Annotated in this window: 21 protein-coding genes; all 21 read right to left on the reverse strand. The window is 40.9% G+C overall.

Going from position 1 to position 19,440, the window contains the following annotated elements:
* Window positions 1-8: 8 nt before the first annotated feature.
* Window positions 9-506, reverse strand: a complete 498-nt coding sequence (locus tag ACGHIY_RS07475) for a cell division protein SepF (protein WP_004695224.1) — start codon at window positions 504-506, stop codon at window positions 9-11.
* Window positions 507-559: 53 nt separating this feature from the next.
* Window positions 560-1,246, reverse strand: a complete 687-nt coding sequence (locus tag ACGHIY_RS07480) for a YggS family pyridoxal phosphate-dependent enzyme (RefSeq protein ID WP_077707616.1) — start codon at window positions 1,244-1,246, stop codon at window positions 560-562.
* A gap of 176 nt (window positions 1,247-1,422) precedes the next feature.
* On the reverse strand, window positions 1,423-2,277 hold the full coding sequence (locus ACGHIY_RS07485; RefSeq protein WP_215676347.1) for a polyphenol oxidase family protein: 855 nt from the start codon (window positions 2,275-2,277) through the stop codon (window positions 1,423-1,425).
* A gap of 9 nt (window positions 2,278-2,286) precedes the next feature.
* The gene (locus ACGHIY_RS07490; RefSeq protein ID WP_215676346.1) at window positions 2,287-4,014 is read right to left on the reverse strand and encodes a radical SAM protein; all 1,728 of its coding nucleotides are present in this window, start codon (window positions 4,012-4,014) and stop codon (window positions 2,287-2,289) included.
* 115 nt (window positions 4,015-4,129) lie between these two features.
* Complete coding sequence (locus tag ACGHIY_RS07495) at window positions 4,130-4,834, reverse strand: DUF421 domain-containing protein (RefSeq protein WP_278618698.1); 705 nt, start codon at window positions 4,832-4,834, stop codon at window positions 4,130-4,132.
* A 12-nt stretch (window positions 4,835-4,846) separates the two neighbouring features.
* Window positions 4,847-5,308 carry a DUF3290 family protein gene (locus ACGHIY_RS07500; RefSeq protein ID WP_008602566.1) on the reverse strand — a complete coding sequence of 154 codons (462 nt, stop codon included), beginning with the start codon at window positions 5,306-5,308 and terminating at the stop codon, window positions 4,847-4,849.
* Window positions 5,309-5,481: 173 nt separating this feature from the next.
* Window positions 5,482-6,489, reverse strand: a complete 1,008-nt coding sequence (ilvC, locus tag ACGHIY_RS07505; RefSeq protein WP_004695212.1) for a ketol-acid reductoisomerase — start codon at window positions 6,487-6,489, stop codon at window positions 5,482-5,484.
* 141 nt (window positions 6,490-6,630) lie between these two features.
* The gene (locus tag ACGHIY_RS07510) at window positions 6,631-7,416 is read right to left on the reverse strand and encodes an ABC transporter ATP-binding protein (RefSeq protein WP_390525450.1); all 786 of its coding nucleotides are present in this window, start codon (window positions 7,414-7,416) and stop codon (window positions 6,631-6,633) included.
* 11 nt (window positions 7,417-7,427) lie between these two features.
* Window positions 7,428-7,916 (reverse strand): acetolactate synthase small subunit, encoded by a 489-nt coding sequence (gene ilvN, locus ACGHIY_RS07515; protein WP_009351165.1) that lies wholly within the window; start codon window positions 7,914-7,916, stop codon window positions 7,428-7,430.
* Entirely contained in the window at window positions 7,916-9,625 is a 1,710-nt protein-coding gene (gene ilvB, locus ACGHIY_RS07520) for a biosynthetic-type acetolactate synthase large subunit (RefSeq protein ID WP_390525451.1), read from the reverse strand. The genes ilvN and ilvB overlap by 1 nt, the downstream gene beginning before the upstream one ends.
* A gap of 18 nt (window positions 9,626-9,643) precedes the next feature.
* Window positions 9,644-10,867, reverse strand: a complete 1,224-nt coding sequence (gene ilvA / locus ACGHIY_RS07525) for a threonine ammonia-lyase (RefSeq protein ID WP_390525452.1) — start codon at window positions 10,865-10,867, stop codon at window positions 9,644-9,646.
* Window positions 10,868-10,908: 41 nt separating this feature from the next.
* A complete protein-coding gene (gene ilvD / locus ACGHIY_RS07530; RefSeq protein WP_105081903.1) occupies window positions 10,909-12,579 on the reverse strand; it encodes a dihydroxy-acid dehydratase in 1,671 nt (556 codons plus the stop codon).
* Window positions 12,580-13,115: 536 nt separating this feature from the next.
* Complete coding sequence (locus ACGHIY_RS07535; protein ID WP_105081904.1) at window positions 13,116-14,519, reverse strand: DASS family sodium-coupled anion symporter; 1,404 nt, start codon at window positions 14,517-14,519, stop codon at window positions 13,116-13,118.
* Window positions 14,520-14,660: 141 nt separating this feature from the next.
* Entirely contained in the window at window positions 14,661-15,104 is a 444-nt protein-coding gene (locus ACGHIY_RS07540) for a cupin domain-containing protein (RefSeq protein WP_054747915.1), read from the reverse strand.
* Window positions 15,105-15,171: 67 nt separating this feature from the next.
* On the reverse strand, window positions 15,172-15,480 hold the full coding sequence (locus ACGHIY_RS07545) for a heavy-metal-associated domain-containing protein (RefSeq protein ID WP_273299310.1): 309 nt from the start codon (window positions 15,478-15,480) through the stop codon (window positions 15,172-15,174).
* A 14-nt stretch (window positions 15,481-15,494) separates the two neighbouring features.
* Entirely contained in the window at window positions 15,495-15,737 is a 243-nt protein-coding gene (locus ACGHIY_RS07550; protein ID WP_316055578.1) for a twin-arginine translocase TatA/TatE family subunit, read from the reverse strand.
* A gap of 36 nt (window positions 15,738-15,773) precedes the next feature.
* Window positions 15,774-16,526 (reverse strand): 6-phosphogluconolactonase, encoded by a 753-nt coding sequence (gene pgl, locus ACGHIY_RS07555; RefSeq protein WP_105097386.1) that lies wholly within the window; start codon window positions 16,524-16,526, stop codon window positions 15,774-15,776.
* Between the two features lie 168 nt (window positions 16,527-16,694).
* Window positions 16,695-17,486, reverse strand: coding sequence for an enoyl-CoA hydratase (locus ACGHIY_RS07560; protein ID WP_390525453.1), 792 nt, complete (start codon window positions 17,484-17,486; stop codon window positions 16,695-16,697).
* Window positions 17,487-17,633: 147 nt separating this feature from the next.
* Window positions 17,634-18,026 carry a 30S ribosomal protein S9 gene (rpsI, locus tag ACGHIY_RS07565; protein ID WP_004695188.1) on the reverse strand — a complete coding sequence of 131 codons (393 nt, stop codon included), beginning with the start codon at window positions 18,024-18,026 and terminating at the stop codon, window positions 17,634-17,636.
* A gap of 20 nt (window positions 18,027-18,046) precedes the next feature.
* Window positions 18,047-18,487: a 50S ribosomal protein L13 gene (gene rplM, locus ACGHIY_RS07570; RefSeq protein WP_390525454.1), complete on the reverse strand. Its 441-nt coding sequence runs from the start codon at window positions 18,485-18,487 to the stop codon at window positions 18,047-18,049.
* Window positions 18,488-18,701: 214 nt separating this feature from the next.
* Window positions 18,702-19,289 (reverse strand): 30S ribosomal protein S4, encoded by a 588-nt coding sequence (gene rpsD, locus ACGHIY_RS07575; protein WP_008602541.1) that lies wholly within the window; start codon window positions 19,287-19,289, stop codon window positions 18,702-18,704.
* Window positions 19,290-19,440: the final 151 nt, after the last annotated feature.

Consider the following 19,440-nt stretch of genomic DNA (forward strand, 5'->3'; position numbering starts at 1 on the left):
TAGAGAGATTATTTGTTTTCCCAAGAATATTCGTTTTGCTCAGTTGTGTTGCTTTCATTATCATTATAATCAATGGAAATATTTACAGGTACACACATGAAAATGTCTTTACCTACTTTTTCCAATTTGCCATCCAATGCATAGGTCGCACCAGATACGAAATCTACAATACGAGCTGCTTCATGAGGGTCTGTATTTTCAAAATTAATCAATACAGGACGCATGTCGCGCAATTGATGTGTAATATTTTCAGAGTCTTCAAATACTTTTGGTTCAATTACAACTACTTTCATAGCTGTTGGACGTTGTGTCATCGTAGATTGGCCTCCTACCTTGCGTGGATGAAATTCAGATGCACCGGACACGGGAGCCGCTGTTGCTACTGGGGTAGGTTCAGCTTCGTATTCCTCTTCATCTTCGTATTCGTAATCATCATATTCATAGTCATCATCAGTTCTGCCTAAGAATAAGTTTTTTGCTTTGTCTAAATAATCTCCCAATGCCATTTGGATTTCCTCCTAATACAATTAACGCTTCCGATTATCAGGTAACCCGAACCTTAATAATATACACGTTCCCCAAAAATTGCTGTGCCTACACGAACGATGTTAGCCCCTTCTTCCAAAGCGACCTCAAAGTCGTGAGTCATCCCCATAGATAAATATTGAATCTGCCCTTCTTCAAAGTAGCGTTTCATATCCTCAAACAAGGCATTCGCTACGCGGAAGATTGGACGAGCTTCCTGTGGATCATCGAAAAATGGTGCCATACACATCAAGCCTCGTACGCGTACATGAGGCAATGTTTTTGCATAGTCTCGTATTTCTGGAAACTCTTCAACGGTCATTCCCGTTTTAGAAGCTTCGCGGGCCACATTGACTTGCAATAATACATCTTGTATCTTGTCGTGCTTTGTAGCAACCTTTTCGATTTCATCTAATAATTTACGGCTATCCACAGAATGAATTAAATCAAACATAGGAACCGCTTGGCGCACCTTATTGACCTGTAAATGACCAATCAAATGCCATGTTAATTGTGGCCCCTTATAGGTTAGCTGTTTTTCTTTGGCCTCTTGTACTCGATTTTCTCCTACATGAGTGACACCGAGCCGTGCGACCTCTTCCACAGCCGACACAGGGTGGTTCTTTGTAACCGCCACTAATAATGCTGTATCTACGCGACCAACACGCGCCATAGCATCGGCCATGCGCTGCTGTATAGCGTGTAGGGATTCTTCAATCACGTGAATGCCCCCTTCAATCTATATATCATAATCATCAAATATATTTGTATAGACTATTCTATTATATAGTATTTAAGGTCAAATGTACATGATTTAGGGCTTATTCCCTCCACAAATCCAAGCATGTATATACTTAAAATATCATACTTTATTATGATTCCTGTGAAAGTCGAATTTTATTGGTCTTGTAACATCGCAAATAAGGCCATCCGACCTGTTAGGCCTGCCTCTCGACGATAGGAATAACAGTCTATTTCACTTACACTATCGGTACCACCAATCGTGATATGCTCTGGAGGAACTCCATTTACAACGAGATCCTCACCAATAAAGTTCCATAAATTGATATAAGCCTTGTCCAATTTATCACCAGGATAATTGACAACATCAGATGAATCTCTGTCTGTCATATCTCTCCAGGCTAATTCAAAGCGTTTACCTAGTTCTATATCTACTTCAAAGGACTCTGGTCCAATACTAGGCCCAAGATATATATAGCAATCTTTGAACTCGGTCCCATAAGCCTCTTTCATGGCCTCAATAGTAAGTACTGGTAAGCGGCCAATGGCACCACGCCAACCTGCATGTGCCGTTGCAATCGCATGATGTTTGGCATCGTAAATGCCTACGCCAACGCAATCTGCAGTGAACAGAAATAATGGCACATGAGGTAGATTTGTAAATACCGCATCACAATCATCGATGGCCGTATCTTCTCCAAAAGCACCGGCCCCAATAAGGTCTTCTGTGATTTCTACAGCCTTTAAACCATGGACTTGATTGCCACAAGAAATACGGTTTGGTTCAACACCTAAATATTTCGCAACAATAGCTCGATTTTCTCGTACACTCTGAGCTTCATCGCCTACATGAAAAGCTAGATTTAATGATTCATAAGGGGCTTTAGATACGCCACCATGACGATAGGTATCGCCCATAACAATAGGAAATCGCTCACTCCAGCTTGGCGTCTCATAAGACCATATACCATGAGGACCTTTCACATCTATACGTTTTACAGATTGATTCATCTATTACTCCTATTTACATACACCACAGCGTTTACAACCTACTGCACATGGAGGTGTATATGCTTCATCAAGGGATCTTTGCCATTCCATTTCAAGATAGCCCTCCTGCATCCCCATGTCTAAATGGCTCCATGGCAAGAATTCATCAAAACTGCGTTCACGATAATTCATATTATCCATATCCAGGCCAGCAGCCTTCATTTCGGACTTAAAAGATTTACTGCCCCGATCGGCTGCACACGCTGCAATAACAGCGCCTAAGCGGCGATCCCCACGAGCAAGAACGCCTTGAATATACGCCTCTTTAGGCGATTCTACGAGAACCTCAATGCGGCGATTCTTTTGCAATGCTTTCTTTATATATTGTAGCTTTTTCTCCACCGCTTTTTGATTATCCATGGCCATCCATTGGAACGGTGTAAAAGGTTTAGGAATAAATGGATTAATACTGAGCGTTAAACGACCTTTACAGCCTACTTTTTCCATATGAGCCTGTGTTCTCTCCGCAAGGCCTACAATAGCCTCAATGTCTTCATCGGTTTCCGTTGGCAGCCCAATCATAATATATAAGCGCATATGCTGAATACCTGACTTTGCAGATAAGGTGGCTGCATTTTGTAAATGCTCTTCACTGATACCCTTGTTAATGACCCGACGTAAACGTTCACTGCCCGTTTCTGGCGCAATGGTAATCGTCTTTTGTCCACTGTCTGCCAATCCATCCACCACGGCTTGTGTTAACGAGTCAGCCCGCAAGGATGCACAAGAATAGCGCATATCTTTAGAGCGAATATAATTAACGAGTTCATCTACCTCAGGATAATCCGAGATAGCAGCGCCCATGAGGCCCACCTTTTTACCAAGCTTTTCTGCACGCTCTACGCCTTCTTTCAAAATGTCTAAAGGACGTACACGCGGTACGCGGAAGCAATATCCAGCCATACAGAAGCGACAGTGCCGACCACAACCACGGGCTACTTCGATGATATACATAGCACCAAATTCAGTATAGTTCGTAGCTACTACCGTTTCACCACCGCTGGTGAGCATTTCAAAGTGACGTTTAATCGTCTTAGGTACGCCCTCGACAATATCATAGCCTTTAAATTCACCATCTTCATTGTAAATCGGCACATACAAGGATGGTACGTAAACACCCGATACATCCGCTAATTGACGTAAAATAGCGTGACGATCCAAGCCTTCCATTTTTCCATCTCGAATGATATCTAGTACGCGACTAACGATACCTTCCCCTTCACCGATGATAAAAGCATCGATAAAGTCGGCAAAAGGCTCAGGGTTAAAGGTCGCACAAGGGCCCCCTGCAATAACGATAGGGTCAAATTCGGTACGGTCTTTTCCCATGATAGGTACACGGCCATGGCGCAACATCAAAGGAATATGGAAATAATCCATTTCAAAGGTGACATCAAAAGCAACTACATCAAATTGATGCATAGGCCTTTGTGTTTCAACGCTCATAAGCGGAGTCTTAGTCTTATCGTAAGCTTCTAATTCCTTTTTCTCAGGCAAGAAGATTCGTTCGCAGACGCTATCATTTCGTAAATTGATTTCCTCATAAATGATATGAAGTCCAAGATTACTCATGCCCACAAAGTATGTATTCGGATAAACGATAGCTACTTTTTGTCCTGCATGAGGATTTACTGTTACCCGACTGTCTTCATCTTTATATAATTCTTGTAATCGATCAATTAAATCTTTACGATTCACTAATTTCCTTTCTATATAAGCCCACTACGAATAGTGGGCTTAATAAAAACTAAATACTATGTATCTATTATTAAAATGTTAATAGATTTATACGTTTCATATTCCAAGCTATATATTAAGGCTTTAATTTGCTCTTAGTCTTATTTTTTATAGAGCTTACTAAATTAGGTCTCTCTCTTTTATCATAAGGATATACAACAACTTTACCATCTTTATATTCTGCAATATATATATCCTTAACAGAGTATCCTTGAGCTTGGATTTCTTGTTCAAGCCACTCTCTATCTTTTTCAATTACATCGAGGGTAAACTGATTAATTTGACCATCATCGATAAGATCAAATCGGATATTATCTTCACCGAATTGAACCACGTTGAGCTGACCGTTTTGCTCCAATACGGCACGCTTAACATCCGTAACATATTGAACACCGGCAGCACGAAGTTTTAATTTAAGTTCAGCCGCTTGTATACCATAACGCATACATTCTTCTGTTAGAATATGACCTTTTTCGATTACTATAACTGGATGACCATCAAGAATTGCTTTAAAAATACGAAGATTCCCTTTTAAAAACTTAAGAGTCATTACGAGGATAGTCCATAAAATAAGGACTAACATAAATTGTAAAATACCAATTTGATCATTGTAAATAATGGCACCGATAATACCACCAAGTACGTAGTTTTGCAGTTGATCTAAGGCAGAGGTTGGGGCTAAATTGCCCTTACCCATTAAATTGATTTGTAAAATAATCGCCAAGAGACCGATGGCGAGTTTTGCAAAGACCATCCCATAGACGGCCATAGCTTCTGTCATATGTGGTCCTCCTTATTGTAATGCATCCTCTTTATCGTGAATTCGATCTATAGGGCTTACCTTATAAACACGTGTAATAGTATAGGTTGAAAATTCTGGATTAAATTGAACCTCATAGTAAGCGTCACTTACTTTTAAAATCATACCATTACGAATCTTTAAGGAGTTAACCGCCAATTGGTCGCTCGGTACGGAACGATCTGAACTAAAAGAATGTAAAAATTGAGCCATACGAGAGGAGTCCTCAGAATAGGTTTTCATTCGATTATACTCTTGGTATTCAAGCCCTAAGAAGAACACTACGATTAAAGACAATATAATCATCAAGTCACGATAGCGACTAGTAAAACCATTTCGCAATACTTGTACTCCCAAAATGAGCAATGCTAATAGAACAGCTACAATTATAATAAAGCCCCAAGTTTGACCTATTACAGCCTGACTTTCAACATAGGCTAATGTGTAAAAATCCATGCCACACTCCTTTCAAATATTACTTTTTATTATACCATATTTGATTCCAATATTTTCGATGTAATCGTCAAGATGGCCCAAAATAATGTAAGAAAAGATAAAAAATAGCGACCCCTTACGGGGTCGCTTTTAATAAGCATATAATCTCACAAAAGATTACCTAAGTAATACTCTTATTTTAACCAGCTCATCAAGTTGCGAAGTTCTGCGCCAACTGGTTCAATTGGATGATTAGCAGCTGCTTCGCGATGTTCTTTAAGGAATTTTTGACCATTTTTGGAATCTGCTAAGAATTCATCAGCAAATTTACCAGATTGAATATCCGCCAAGATTTGTTCCATAGCTTTTTTAGTATCTGCAGTGATTACGCGAGGACCTGCATGGTAATCGCCGTATTCAGCAGTGTTGGAAATGGAGTGGCGCATTTTTTGGAAGCCACCTTCGTAGATAAGGTCTACGATCAATTTCATTTCATGCAAGCATTCAAAGTAAGCGTTTACAGGTTCATAACCAGCTTCTGTTAATACTTCGAAACCAGTTTTGATCAATTCAGTAACACCGCCGCACAATACAGCTTGTTCACCGAAGAGGTCAGTTTCAGTTTCAGATTTGAAGTTAGTTTCCAAGATACCGGAACGGCCACCACCGATACCAGAAGCCCATGCTAATGCAACTTCTTCAGTATCACCAGATGGATCTTTTTCTACAGCGTATAAGCAAGGAACGCCAGAACCTTCTTGGTATGTACGACGTACTAAATGACCAGGGCCTTTAGGAGCTACCATGAATACGTTGATGTCTTCACGAGGTACGATTTTACCAAAGTGAATGTTGAAGCCGTGAGCAAATGCCAAGTATGCACCTTGTTTTAAGTTAGGAGCGATATCTTGTGCATATACGTCTGCTTGCAATTCGTCTGGAATCAATACCATAACGATATCAGCGCCTTTAACTGCTTCTGCAGTTTCTTTAACTGTAAGGCCTGCTTCTTCAGCAGCTTTCCAGCTAGAAGAACCACCACGAAGACCAATTGTTACATCCATACCATTTTCTTTCAAGTTCAATGCATGCGCATGACCTTGGGAGCCGTAACCTAAAACTGTAATTTTTTTGCCTTCCAATTTGCTCAAATTACAATCTGCATCATAATAAACTGTAGTACCTAAAATTTTACCTGCCATATTAGACAACCTCCAAACATATTCAATAGAATATAGATTATATATACTGTACACAATCTAACAAATTTTTGCAAGATGTGGCGTACATTAATTTAGTATCAGCAAGCCAAGTTTTAAGCCTCTGATAAAAAAAATTGATAACTACCGAACCATCACCCATGGACGATCATCTTTCCATACAACTTGTACGGAAAGTCCAAAGACATCAGATAAAATATCATCAGTTAGTACCTTGTGTTTAGGACCTGCATGAATCATCTTGCCCTCTCGCAAGATAGCTACATGAGTAATAAACGGTAGTATCTCTTCAATTTGATGTGACACATAGATAATCGGTGTCTGCTGCTCAGCTACCAAAGTAGATACGATGCGTAAAAACTGCTCCCTCGCTGGTAAGTCCAAACCAGAGCAAGGCTCATCCAAAATCAATAATTCTGGATTTGCCATAATAGACCTCGCTAACAATACCCGGCGCTGTTCGCCAGCAGATAAGGTTCGAAAACGATGACCTTCCAAATAGTCTAGTCCAAATTCAGATAATAATTGCATACCTCGTTGACGCACCTCAGGTGCTACCTCTTGGTATATACCGATGCTACTGAAAGCACCAGAAATGATGACATCCTCTACAACTTGCTTATCCAAGGTAGACTGAAACTGTCCTAGAGCAGAGCTAACAAAGCCTAATCTCGATTTAATTTTAGGCCATGCATATTTCCCAAATTCATGACCAAAGACACGCAAGGTGCCTGTCGTTGGAATTTGGTAGGCTGGTATCATGCTGAGAAGCGTCGATTTACCAGCCCCATTGAGCCCTAAGAGGGCCCAATGTTCACCTTCCTCTATATGCCAATTTACATTATCTAGGATATGTCTGCCATCGCGACGAAAGCAGACATTTTCATAATGGAGTAATTCATTCCCCACTCTATCATCTCCTACATTTTTTCTCCACGGCTCATCGCTGTAATACCAGTTTTTGCAATTTCAAGGATACCATACGTTTCCATAATTTGGATGAAACCGCGCAACTTTTCAACACTACCGATGACTTCAATAATCATGGACGTAGGAGAAATATCAAGTACATTACCGCGATATACATCGGCAATTTGTACAATTTGAGAACGTGTTGTAGCCGTCGCTTTTACCTTAATAAGCATCAATTCACGACATACTACATCATGATCTTCAAAGACTTTAACCTTTACAACGTCAATAAGCTTGTAAATTTGCTTTTGAACTTGATCTAAGATGCGGTCATCCGCCTCAACAGTGAGGGTAATACGCGCATAACCTGGCTTATTAGTAATACCAGAGGTCATTTTTGTAACGTTAAAACCACGACGATTAAAGAGTGCCAAAATACGTGTACCAATACCTGGTGTATTTTTTGCAATTACTAAGACTTGATGTTCTTTAGCCATTATAGCACCCCTTTCTTACCCATCATGCCGCTTACAGTGCCGCCTGCTGGAATCATTGGCAATACATTGTCTTCACGCTCAACGCGACAATCTAGGACAATGCTTTCATCAGACGTAATGTAAGATTTGAAATCTTTATTGAAAGTTTCGACATTATCGAGACGCGCCGCCTTTAAATTAAAGGCATCAGCCAATTTCAAGAAGTCTGGGCTCATTTCCAAATCTACATAGGAGTAGCGACGATCGTTAAAGATTTGTTGCCATTGACGAACCATGCCAAGATAACCATTGTTGATGATTACAATTTTAATTGGCAAGTTGTACTGACGAACCATCATGAGCTCTTCGCAAGTCATTTGGAAGCCACCATCACCTACAACAAGAACGACTTGTTTCTTTGGAGCACCTACTTGTGCACCAATAGCGGCCGGTAAACCATAACCCATTGTACCAGCACCACCAGATGTAACGATGGTATGAGGTTTTTTATGTGTTAAGAATTGAGCTGCCCACATTTGATGCTGACCTACATCAGAAACGATGATGGCATCATCTTTCACAATTTTATTAAGTTCAGATAATACATATTGTGGATGTAATTCACCATCAGTAGATTCTGGAACAACAATAGGATACTCCTCTTGCCACTGACGAATTTGCTCAAGCCATGCTTCATGTTTTGCGGGCTCCACAAGTGCGTTAAGCTCTGTTAATACCCGTTTCAAGTCGCCTACGATCGGCACGTCGATTGTGACGTTCTTGTCGATTTCAGCTGGATCGATATCGATGTGAATGATCTTAGCTTTTTTACAGAAGAAATCAGGATGACCTGTAATGCGGTCGTGGAAGCGAATACCTGCTGCGATAACAAGGTCTGCCTCGTCTGTACTATTATTAGCCGCCACAGAACCGTGCATACCTACCATGCCTAGGGCTAATTCGTGGTCCCCAGGGAAACCGCCAAGGCCTACTAAAGTATTCGTTACAGGAATATTAGCTGTTTCAGCCAATGCTTTAAGCTCATCCACAGCACCAGATTTCAATACGCCTGCACCAGCTATGATAAGAGGGCGCTTAGCGTTTTTAATGAGTGTAGCAGCCTTCTTAATTTGACCTTGATGACCTTTATAAGTTGGATCATAGCCTTCAAGTTGAATCGGTACTTCATATAATTTATTGTATTCTGTCATAGATATTTTTTCTGTTTGAATATCCTTTGGAATATCGATAAGTACTGGACCTGGACGGCCTGTACCAGCAATAAAGTACGCTTCTTTAATGATGCGAGGTAAATCATGAATATCTTGTACAAGATAGTTATGCTTTGTAATCGGCATTGTAATACCTTGAATATCCGCCTCTTGGAAGGAGTCCTTACCGATGAAAGGACGACCTACCTGACCAGTAATGGCTACCATTGGTACAGAATCCATGTACGCAGTCATAATGCCTGTTACAAGATTTGTCGCACCAGGACCAGACGTAGCAAGACATACACCTACGCGACCAGATACGCGAGCATAACCGTCTGCTGCATGTGCTGCACCTTGTTCATGACGAACGAAATAATGTTTAATTTCAGGGAAGCTATAAATTTCATCGTAAATTGGAATGACTGCGCCACCTGGGTAGCCGAACATATCGGTTACACCTAGGCGATGCAATGTTTCAAGGACAATGCGTGCCCCATTGATTGTTTCTGCGCTCATAGGAACCCTTTCAACCAGCTATTCAGACAAGGTCTCGCTGGAATTTAAACGTTTAATAATGTAACCATTATTTTTGAAAGTATCAATAATCTGTTGGATGTGTTCTTCACCATTGGTTTCAACTGTTACTTGTAATTCCACTTCGTGGAAGCGGTCAAGATTTTTAAACTGATTGTGATCGAGTTTAATTACGTTTGCATCTGCCTCTGCCAGCATTTGAGATACAGCTACCAACTGACCTGGTTTATCAGGCAAGTTAACGGAGAAGGTAAAGATACGACCACGTACGACAAGACCTTTATTGATCATAGAGGAAATGGTAAGTACGTCGATATTGCCACCGCTGACGATGGCTACAACCTTTTTACCAGTGCAGTTTAATTTTCTAAGGCCTGCTAATGGTAAAATACCAGAGTTTTCTGCTACTAATTTATGTTTTTCTACGAGTAACAAGAATGCTTCCATCAACTCATAGTCAGAAACAGTAATAATTTCATCTACATATTGTTTGATATATTCTAATGTAGTTTCACCGATTTGGCGTACTGCCGTACCATCCGCAATTGTGGCCACTTCATCAAGTGGTACTGGATGGTCAGCCTTTAACGCTACTAGAGCACTAGCTGCGCCTTCTGGTTCTACACCAATAATCTTAACGCGCGGATTTTTTAATTTAGCAGCCGCTGCGATACCAGAAACAATGCCGCCACCACCAACTGGGACTAGCAACACATCTGCATCAGGCAATTCCTCTAGAACCTCTAATGCAATTGTACCTTGCCCTTCGATTACATCTTCATCATCAAAAGGATGAACAAACACATAGCCGTGTTCTTGTTGGAGCTCCATCGCCTTTTGGTAAGCTTCATCATAAATCTCACCGTGTAGTACGACCTCTGCGCCGTATTGTTTCGTTGCATTGACCTTAATGAGAGGTGTATGTTTTGGCATTACGATTGTCGCTTTAATGCCGAGGCGTTTTGCGGCAAGTGCCACACCTTGTGCGTGGTTGCCGGCAGACGCGGCGATAACACCGCGCGCCTTTTCCTCTTCTGTCAGCTTTGCAATTTTATTATAAGCTCCGCGGACCTTGAAGGAGCCTGTTATTTGTAAGTTTTCTGGCTTGATATATACATCATTGCCACACTCGTCAGAGAACACATCACTATGAAGCAATTTTGTTTTCACTGTGATTGTGCTTAATCGCTCACGAGCCTCCATAAAATCATACAACTTATGCATGTACTCTATCTCCTCTAGTTAGTATTAATGAAAATCTACTATTAGTCTTCAAATACTTCGATAGCACCTTGTGCTGCAGAGGATACATGAAGAGCATATTTTTTAAGGTAACCAGTTACATTGGATTTGAATGGCTTCAATGCCGCTTTACGACGAGCGATTTCCTCATCGGATACTGCTAATTCTAATTTACCGTTTGGAATGTCGATGTTAATGATATCACCATCTTCAACAACGGCAATTGTGCCACCTGCCGCAGCTTCTGGAGATACGTGACCAATGGATGCACCACGAGTAGCACCAGAGAAACGACCGTCAGTCAACAAGGCTACGTCTTTATCAAGACCCATACCTGCGATCATAGATGTTGGTGTCAACATTTCACGCATGCCAGGACCACCTTTAGGGCCTTCGTAGCGGATAACTACCACATCGCCTTTTACGATTTTACCGCCTGTAATAGCTTCAACAGCTTCTTCTTCGCTGTTGAATACTTTTGCTGGACCAGAATGAACGAGCATATCTGCATCTACTGCACCAGCTTTTACAACAGAACCATCTTCAGCAAGGTTGCCTTTAAGTACAGCAATACCACCAGTTTCGTGAACTGGATTATCCCAAGGATGAATTACGTCTTCATCAGCTACATAAGCAGCCTCAGCAATTTCACCTTGTGTTTTAAGGGCTACTGTTTGGCACTCCGTATGGAGACGACCATTTTCTGCTAATCGTTTTAATACTGCAGATACGCCACCTGCTGCATACAAGTCTTCGATGAAGTATACGCCAGATGGGGACAATTTAGATAATTGAGGTGTAATTTGAGCAATGCGATCGAAATCGTCTAAGGATAATGGTACACCTGCTTCGTGAGCAATGGCTGGCAAGTGAAGTGCTGTGTTAGAGGAACCACCTAACGCCATATCGAGAGCTACTGCATTTTCAAAAGCTTCGCGAGTCATAACATCTTTTGGACGAAGATTTGCTTTCAATACCTCTACAGCTTGCATACCTGCTAATTTAGCCAAACGTAAACGCTCAGAGTATACAGCAGGGATTGTACCGTTACCAGGAAGGCCCATACCAAGAGCCTCTGTTAAGCAGTTCATTGTGTTTGCTGTGTACATACCAGAGCAAGAGCCACATGTAGGACATGCATTATCTTCAATGCTTGCCAATTCTTCATCGCCCATTTCGCCAGTTTGGTGTTTACCTACTGCTTCGAACACGTCGGACAAACCAATTTTTTTACCTTTATGTACACCAGCAAGCATTGCACCACCAGATACGAATACAGATGGAATGTTAAGGCGAGCCGCCGCAATTAACATGCCTGGTACTACTTTGTCGCAGTTTGGAATGAATACCATCGCATCGAATGGTGTTGCCATTGCAGTTGCCTCGATGGAGTCAGCAATGATATTGCGTGTAACCAAGGAGTATTTCATGCCGATGTGGTTCATTGCGAGGCCATCGCAAATACCGATTGTATTGAACTCGATTGGCACACCACCTGCGTTGCGGATGCCGTCTTTTACGGCTTGTACAATATTTTTCAGGCCTACGTGACCAGGGATAATCTCGTTGAAAGAGTTCGCAATACCAATGACTGGTCTGCCCATTTCTTCGTCAACGAAACCTAGAGCTTTTAGCAAAGATCTGTGTGGTGCACGTGCTACGCCTGTTTTTAAATTGTCACTTCTACAACTCATGTTAATCTCCTCACTTTTGAAAGCATCCACTTGGACGGCTTTCATAACGCATAAAAAAAGACGATTCCAATGAATCGTCTTAAAAGTTTACAAATGATATTCCTTTTGTTTACAGAATTCCTATATACATAAATAGACCTATGTACCCCTTGGAAAATATACACATAAGAAACAAACTATATAGCCAAAATCTTATTGATTGTATATTAACCCATTCGCGGAACTTCTAAGACAAAAACGTGTTAAGTTGTTGTTCATAATTCGAATGTCATTAATAATCACGACTAGCGCAATAATCAATAAGCTAATGACTAAACCTAACATGTTTCCTCCTAAAATAATCTGTAATATTAATCACGGAATAATAATAACACGTTACATTATCCTGTGCAAGATAATTCGCTATAAATTCTATAGATTCACTATAGTTTTTTTATGAAGTTCACCATACAAAAAAGCTATAGCAAAGCTAGTTAGGTATAAAAAACGTACATATAACACGAAAAAATCCCCCACCGTAGTGAGGGATTTTTATATTATAGGATACCAAAGATCCACATACCAAGGGCGCCGCCCCAGAAATGGATGAGGAAACTTACCACGGAAATGGCAAGCCCAACGCGCCACCACGTACCTTGCGGTACATAACCAGCGCCAAAGAAGATTGGCGTTACGCCAGAGCTATAGTGAGTTAATGTACAACCAGGGCTGTTCATCAAACCAAAGAGCAAGATGGTAAACGGAATTGGTGCGCCCATAGCCACGAGAATGGCCGCAAAGGCGGAGAATAATGCTGTAATACGCGCCGTACCACTAGCGAAGAAATATTGGGAGTATACAAAGGTTGCAGAGATAATAAAGGATGCCCAGAACCAGTCAATACCAGCAAGATGTTGGCTAACAAAGTTTGCAAAGACAGCAACTACACCGAGTTTACCTAATAAGCCTGCCATGCCAACCAGAGTGCCCATCCAAATGAGGATATCCCAACCAGTGCGCTCACCTAAGATATCATCCCACGTAAGAGAGCCTGTTACTACACATGCAAGAACGCCCATCATAGCCACTACGGTTGGATGAAGCTTAGTCCAAATCGCGGTAGCCCAAAGCAAGATACAAAGCACAAAGATAATGGCTACAGAAATTTCGGCTTTTGTAATAGGTCCAAGAGCATCTAACTCTTTTTGAGCCATCGCCGCCGCTTGTGGGGTTTCTTTAATTTCTGGTGGATAGATTTTATAGATGAACCAAGGCATCAAAATCATACAAATCACACCAGGAATCACACCCGCTTGGAACCATTCCCACCAAGAAATATCATAGCCGAATAATTTCGCACCTAAGGACGTAATGAGCAAGTTACCACTACATGCAGTCAAGAAGATCGTTACAGTAATAGTGTTGATGGTATGAGCCGTCGTCATCAAGTACGCTCCAATGCGACGAGCTGTCTTCCCATATGGTTCAGAATCAAAAGCTAAAGAAATATTTTGCACGATGGGGAATACGATACCACCCCCACGCGCCGTATTAGATGGCGTCGCTGGAGAGATAATCAAATCCGTACAGGCTAATGCATAGGCTAGTTTTAAAGAACTTGTGCCGAAAGAACGAATCAAAGTATAGGCAATGCGCTTACCAAGACCAGAATTAATAATGCCTCTAGAAAAGAATACGGCCGCTACAATAAGCCATACATTCGCCTCTGCATAACCACCTAAGGCTTGCACCATCGTAATAGACTTCGTGGCTACTGCTGCAACGATACCAAAGAGTGCCATAATGCCAGTTGGCCAAGGGCGCAAAATAAAGCCTACAATGGTAGCCGTAAAGATAGCTAATAAATGCCACCCTTCAGGCTTAATGGCCTCCGTGTGAGGCAAGAACCAGATCACTAAGCCCACCAAAACGGTAAGGGCCGCACGTGTAAAAGTATTCATAGAACCTCCCTATCAAACTACACAAATCAACCGTTACAGTTACAGTTACAGTTACAGTTACAGTTACAGTTACAGTTACAGTTACAGTTACAGTTGATTATAAAACGATATGGCGGTCATCACACATAACCGCCATATAGATTAGCAACTTTCTAAGAATTCTTTGATCTTAGGATTTGCCTGTAATGTTTCCATTTCTTCTGAGGATAATAATTTAACCTTATCCCGCTCTTGGTTTACCAAACATAGGAAACCAATATAGTCCCCTTTATTAGCGCGGAACTGATGAATTGTCTTGCCTGGAATTTCAATGAAATCACCAGACTCTACATCATGAATTTCGTCACCTAATAAAAGCTGACCTTTGCCGCGGAATATCATAACCATATGCGTATGCTCGTGATATTCTAACGTGGAATAACCACCTGGCAAACATTCAAAATAACGGAATTGGCATGGAATATCATAAGCACCATCGTATAGTACTTGACGTGTTACATCTTTAAAAGGACTACCATCTTGTTTATATACCAAGGTGTCGACGCCATCCCACTTGAAATTTTTAGCATCAAACTTGCGTATCATATATTACCTCTTCATACAAAAAAGTGCTGCATCGAAACAATGTTTCAATACAGCACCAAAGGTTCGATTATTTGAAGAAACGTTTCAAGGTTCCCATTAAACCATGACTATGTTGTTGAACACCATCTGCAACACCTGTTACTTCAAAGCCAGTTTTTTCAATGGCCATAGAAATAACCTCTACTGCAGATTTAGTAGGATCAAAAGAAATCGTTACCGTTTTATCGTCCAAATTTACTTCTGAGCTCAATACGCCTGGTAGCGCAAGAGATGCCCCTTCCACTGTTTCCTTACAGTTGTTGCACATCATACCAGGTACATTAAATACCTTTGTTACAACGCCATTTTCTTCGCCACAACCACAATCTTTGCACATAGTGTTACCTCCTATTAATCATTAGCTTCTTTATGTTTGTCGTCGTTCTTAGCCCCAGCTGTTACGTCGATAGTAGTCGCTTTTTTAACGGCTTCTTTCGTTTCATCCACAGCTTTTTTAGGCCCCGAAACAGCATCCTTAAACTCATTAATACTCTTTCCGATTGCTTTGCCGACTTCAGGCAATTTACCAGGTCCGAAGATAACTAGAGCAATCACTAATATAAATAGTAATTCCGTCGTTCCTACATTAAACATATGTATCTCCTTCGTTGTTACTTAATTCTACACTTTTTAGTGTACATCATCATAGGCAGACTTGTCCACATACCAAGTGGCTTCTTGTGAAAGCACTGCCCCAGGTAGTACGCGACCAATGCGTTTTTCCCAAGGTAAATCCTCATAATCCTCGCGTTGGTACAACACCTTAGTAAGTGCGGTTTTCTTGCTTTCACCCGTTACAGTGAACCAAACAGCATCGGATTTAGCAAGGAAAGAAAAGGTCATAGAAATACGTTCCCATACCTTGCCATCCTCTACGGCCACTACCTCTTGATCTGCCACGCGAAGTGCATGAGAGCCTGCAAACAGCCCTGCTGTATGCCCATCTTCGCCTAGATCGAGCAATGCTAAATCGAGGCCAGATTTCTTGCAAGCCTTGAGCACATTCTTAATCTCTTTCTGATATTCCTCAGCCGCCTCTACAACGGTTCTAGAATCCGTATTGATTGGCAAGAAATGAGCCGCCCCTTTTGCCTTACAGAGCAAATGGGGTTTAACGCGATTAAAATAATTATCCTCGTGAGTTTGCGGCAAGAAACGCTCGTCAGTCCACACAAAGAATATGCGCTCCCAATTGAGGCGCTCAATATATTCAGGGGAATTAAGCAATTCTAACAAACCATTAACAACAGTGCCACCTGTGATACCAACAATGCACGATTCCGTGCGGCTAATCTCTTCATTGGTAAAAGCAATGAAATCCTCCGCTAATGCTTGGACTACATCACTAGGACTGTCATAACATTTAATTGTATTTTGAGCCATGTAATAATGACCTCCTAAACTATTATAATAGTACTATTATATACACTTTTGCTTTTTTATGAAAGCAAAACCGATGTAACTCAATATAGGGAGCCACATCGGTTCGAATTATATTAGTAACTGCTTATAAATTACATGATATTTAGTACAATTACAAGAGGATAATTATTATTTTTGACCAAATTTAGGACGACGACGCTCTGTGAAAGCCAGAACCCCCTCTTTGAAGTCCTCTGAAAGACCTAATTCACATTGTTTTTCTACTTCAAATTTCTTGTATTCTTCCCAGCCAGCTAAGAAGCTATTCCACATCATTTCCTTCATAACGCGGTAAGATTGTGCAGGACCTTTAGCTAACTTCTCTACAAGACGTCTTGTGGCCGTTTCTAGATCTTCTAATTCACAAACTTTATATACAAAGCCAAGTTCTTTACCTTTTTCAGCAGATACGGCTTCACCAGTCATAACGATATGCATAGCACGGTTCATACCAATAGCTCGAGTCAACAAGTATAAACCACCTGCATCAGGAGCAAGACCTACGTTTACGAAAGCCTGAATAAAGCGTACGTTATTAGCAGCTACAACAAAATCGGCAGCCAACGCCATGTTAAAGGCCGCACCAGCCGCAGCACCTTGAAGGCTCATGATAACAGGTTTAGGCAAACGTTTCAGAGCCATAGAAATTTGAGCTACAAGCTCAACGATTTCAAACAAAGACTCTGTATCCCCTTCGTTTACAGCGCGTTCCATTTCTGTTAAGTCGCCACCAGCAGAGAATACCTTGCCTTCAGCATTGATAAGTAATGCACGAACACTATCATCTTTATGTGCTTTATCTAAGACCTCAAGGATCTCCTTGCACATCTCGATATTAAAACCATTCGCCACTGTAGGACGATTAAATGTCAACGTACCAATGCCGTTGTCCACTACGTATTGAATTGTATTATAAATCATATGATTTCTCCTATATGAAAATCTATTTTCGAAAAAATTCGATTATTATATATCTATTATAGGAGAATTAAATGTCCCTGTAAATGATAGAAATGCAAAAACACCTGCAGACATTGTCTGCAGGTGTAATAACCTGTTGTCCAAATATTAACGTTTGGAGAATTGGCTTGCTTTGCGGGCTTTTTTAAGACCGTATTTTTTACGTTCTTTCATACGTGGGTCACGAGTCAAGAAGCCAGCTTTTTTCAAAGATTGACGAAGTTCGCCATCTACGTCCAATAACGCACGGGAGATACCGTGACGAATTGCACCAGCTTGACCGGAAGGACCGCCACCAGCTACAGTTGCGATAACATCGTATTGTTCAACTGTGTTAGTTAAATTCAAAGGTTGTTTTACGATCAATTCCAAAGTTTGGCGACCGAAATAATCATTAAGTTCACGTTTGTTAACAGTGATTTTACCTGTGCCCGGTACCAGACGAACTCTAGCAACGGAAGATTTTCTACGACCAGTGCCGTAATATTGTGCTACTGCCATTATATGTTCCTCCCTCTAGATTATCGTACGGAAATTTCTAATACTTCTGGTTTTTGAGCTGCATGTGGATGCTCAGGACCAGCGTATACGTTTAATTTACGGTATTGTTGTGCACCCAATTTATTTTTTGGAAGCATACCACGAACTGCCATCTCAACAACACGTTCAGGTTGTTTTTCAAGCATCATAGCTAATTTAGTGAAACGAGCACCACCTGGATAACCAGAATGACGGAAGTATTCCTTTTGCTCTAATTTTTTACCAGTTACGCGAATTTTTTCTGCGTTTACAACGATCACATGGTCACCAGTGTCTACATGTGGTGTGAAAGTTGGTTTATTTTTGCCCCGAAGAACTTTTGCAACTTCGGCAGCAAGGCGTCCTAAAGTTTTACCTTCAGCGTCAACAACATACCATTTCCGTTCGATTGTGTTCGGATTGGCCATATATGTAGTTTTCATGCTGCATATCCTCCTAATAACGTCATAATTCTACCAAAATCAGCTTGTCCTTTGCTTCCGGGGCTAATGGAAACACGACTAAAGCTTACTCAAAATAGTATACAGATTTTGGTTGTCTATGTCAATTGTTTTTTGCACTGTCATAGCCCTTTGACACTAATATTCATAAAGAAAAAACCACCCAATTCTGAGTGGTTTTCCCAAAAGCGCCAAATTATTTGGAGTACAATTCGACGATAAGTGTTTCGTTAACTTCGATAGGAAGTTCTTCACGTTGAGGAAGACGAGTGAAAGTAGCTTTGAAGCCGTCCAAGTCTTTTTCAATGTAAGGAAGTTCGAAAGAACGAAGTTCTTGGAAATTAGTTTTGAACATTTCGTTGTCACGAGATGCTTCGCGTAATTCGATTACATCGCCTGGTTTGCAGGAGAAGGAAGGAATGTCTACACGACGACCGTTTACCAAGATGTGGCCATGGTTTACCATTTGACGAGCTTGACGAATGGAGTTACCGAAGCCGATGCGATATACAAGGTTATCAAGGCGTTGTTCCAAAAGGATCAACATGTTTTGACCTGTAACACCTTGCATTTTTTTCGCTTTATCATAATAGCGTACGAACTGGCGTTCTAGCAAGTTGTAGTAAGCTTTAACTTTTTGTTTTTCTAATAATTGTGTGCCATACTCAGACATTTTCTTCTGACGTTGGTCTTTTTTGACGCGATTCAAGGCTTTTGCGTGACCGAATACGTTCACACCAAAGCGACGACAAAGTTTGAATCGAGCCTCTCTTCTCGTTGCCATGTGATTATCACCTCATAAGATTAAAATAAACTTGTACCTACACATAATGGTACCCAAGTATAATATCATTTTCATCTACTTATGTCAATTATCGATACTTGTGAAAGTTATTGAAATAAGTGCATAATCACATTTTTTGATTACACTTTTT

It is taken from the genome of Veillonella parvula (assembly GCF_042850485.1).
GTDB lineage: Bacteria > Bacillota > Negativicutes > Veillonellales > Veillonellaceae > Veillonella > Veillonella parvula_Q.

What these genes read in the sequence shown, in the direction of transcription:
- ilvA (WP_390525452.1), bottom strand. Translation starts at nt 10,867, where the DNA reads ATGCATAAGTTGTATGATTTTATGGAGGCTCGTGAGCGATTAAGCACA.
- ilvB (WP_390525451.1), bottom strand. Translation starts at nt 9,625, where the DNA reads ATGAGCGCAGAAACAATCAATGGGGCACGCATTGTCCTTGAAACATTG.
- ACGHIY_RS07495 (WP_278618698.1), bottom strand. Translation starts at nt 4,834, where the DNA reads ATGACAGAAGCTATGGCCGTCTATGGGATGGTCTTTGCAAAACTCGCC.
- ilvC (WP_004695212.1), bottom strand. Translation starts at nt 6,489, where the DNA reads ATGGCAGGTAAAATTTTAGGTACTACAGTTTATTATGATGCAGATTGT.
- ilvN (WP_009351165.1), bottom strand. Translation starts at nt 7,916, where the DNA reads ATGGCTAAAGAACATCAAGTCTTAGTAATTGCAAAAAATACACCAGGT.
- pgl (WP_105097386.1), bottom strand. Translation starts at nt 16,526, where the DNA reads ATGGCTCAAAATACAATTAAATGTTATGACAGTCCTAGTGATGTAGTC.
- ilvD (WP_105081903.1), bottom strand. Translation starts at nt 12,579, where the DNA reads ATGAGTTGTAGAAGTGACAATTTAAAAACAGGCGTAGCACGTGCACCA.
- ACGHIY_RS07540 (WP_054747915.1), bottom strand. Translation starts at nt 15,104, where the DNA reads ATGATACGCAAGTTTGATGCTAAAAATTTCAAGTGGGATGGCGTCGAC.
- ACGHIY_RS07535 (WP_105081904.1), bottom strand. Translation starts at nt 14,519, where the DNA reads ATGAATACTTTTACACGTGCGGCCCTTACCGTTTTGGTGGGCTTAGTG.
- ACGHIY_RS07500 (WP_008602566.1), bottom strand. Translation starts at nt 5,308, where the DNA reads ATGGATTTTTACACATTAGCCTATGTTGAAAGTCAGGCTGTAATAGGT.
- rplM (WP_390525454.1), bottom strand. Translation starts at nt 18,487, where the DNA reads ATGAAAACTACATATATGGCCAATCCGAACACAATCGAACGGAAATGG.
- ACGHIY_RS07550 (WP_316055578.1), bottom strand. Translation starts at nt 15,737, where the DNA reads ATGTTTAATGTAGGAACGACGGAATTACTATTTATATTAGTGATTGCT.
- rpsD (WP_008602541.1), bottom strand. Translation starts at nt 19,289, where the DNA reads ATGGCAACGAGAAGAGAGGCTCGATTCAAACTTTGTCGTCGCTTTGGT.
- ACGHIY_RS07545 (WP_273299310.1), bottom strand. Translation starts at nt 15,480, where the DNA reads ATGTGCAAAGATTGTGGTTGTGGCGAAGAAAATGGCGTTGTAACAAAG.
- ACGHIY_RS07485 (WP_215676347.1), bottom strand. Translation starts at nt 2,277, where the DNA reads ATGAATCAATCTGTAAAACGTATAGATGTGAAAGGTCCTCATGGTATA.
- ACGHIY_RS07560 (WP_390525453.1), bottom strand. Translation starts at nt 17,486, where the DNA reads ATGATTTATAATACAATTCAATACGTAGTGGACAACGGCATTGGTACG.
- rpsI (WP_004695188.1), bottom strand. Translation starts at nt 18,026, where the DNA reads ATGGCAGTAGCACAATATTACGGCACTGGTCGTAGAAAATCTTCCGTT.
- ACGHIY_RS07475 (WP_004695224.1), bottom strand. Translation starts at nt 506, where the DNA reads ATGGCATTGGGAGATTATTTAGACAAAGCAAAAAACTTATTCTTAGGC.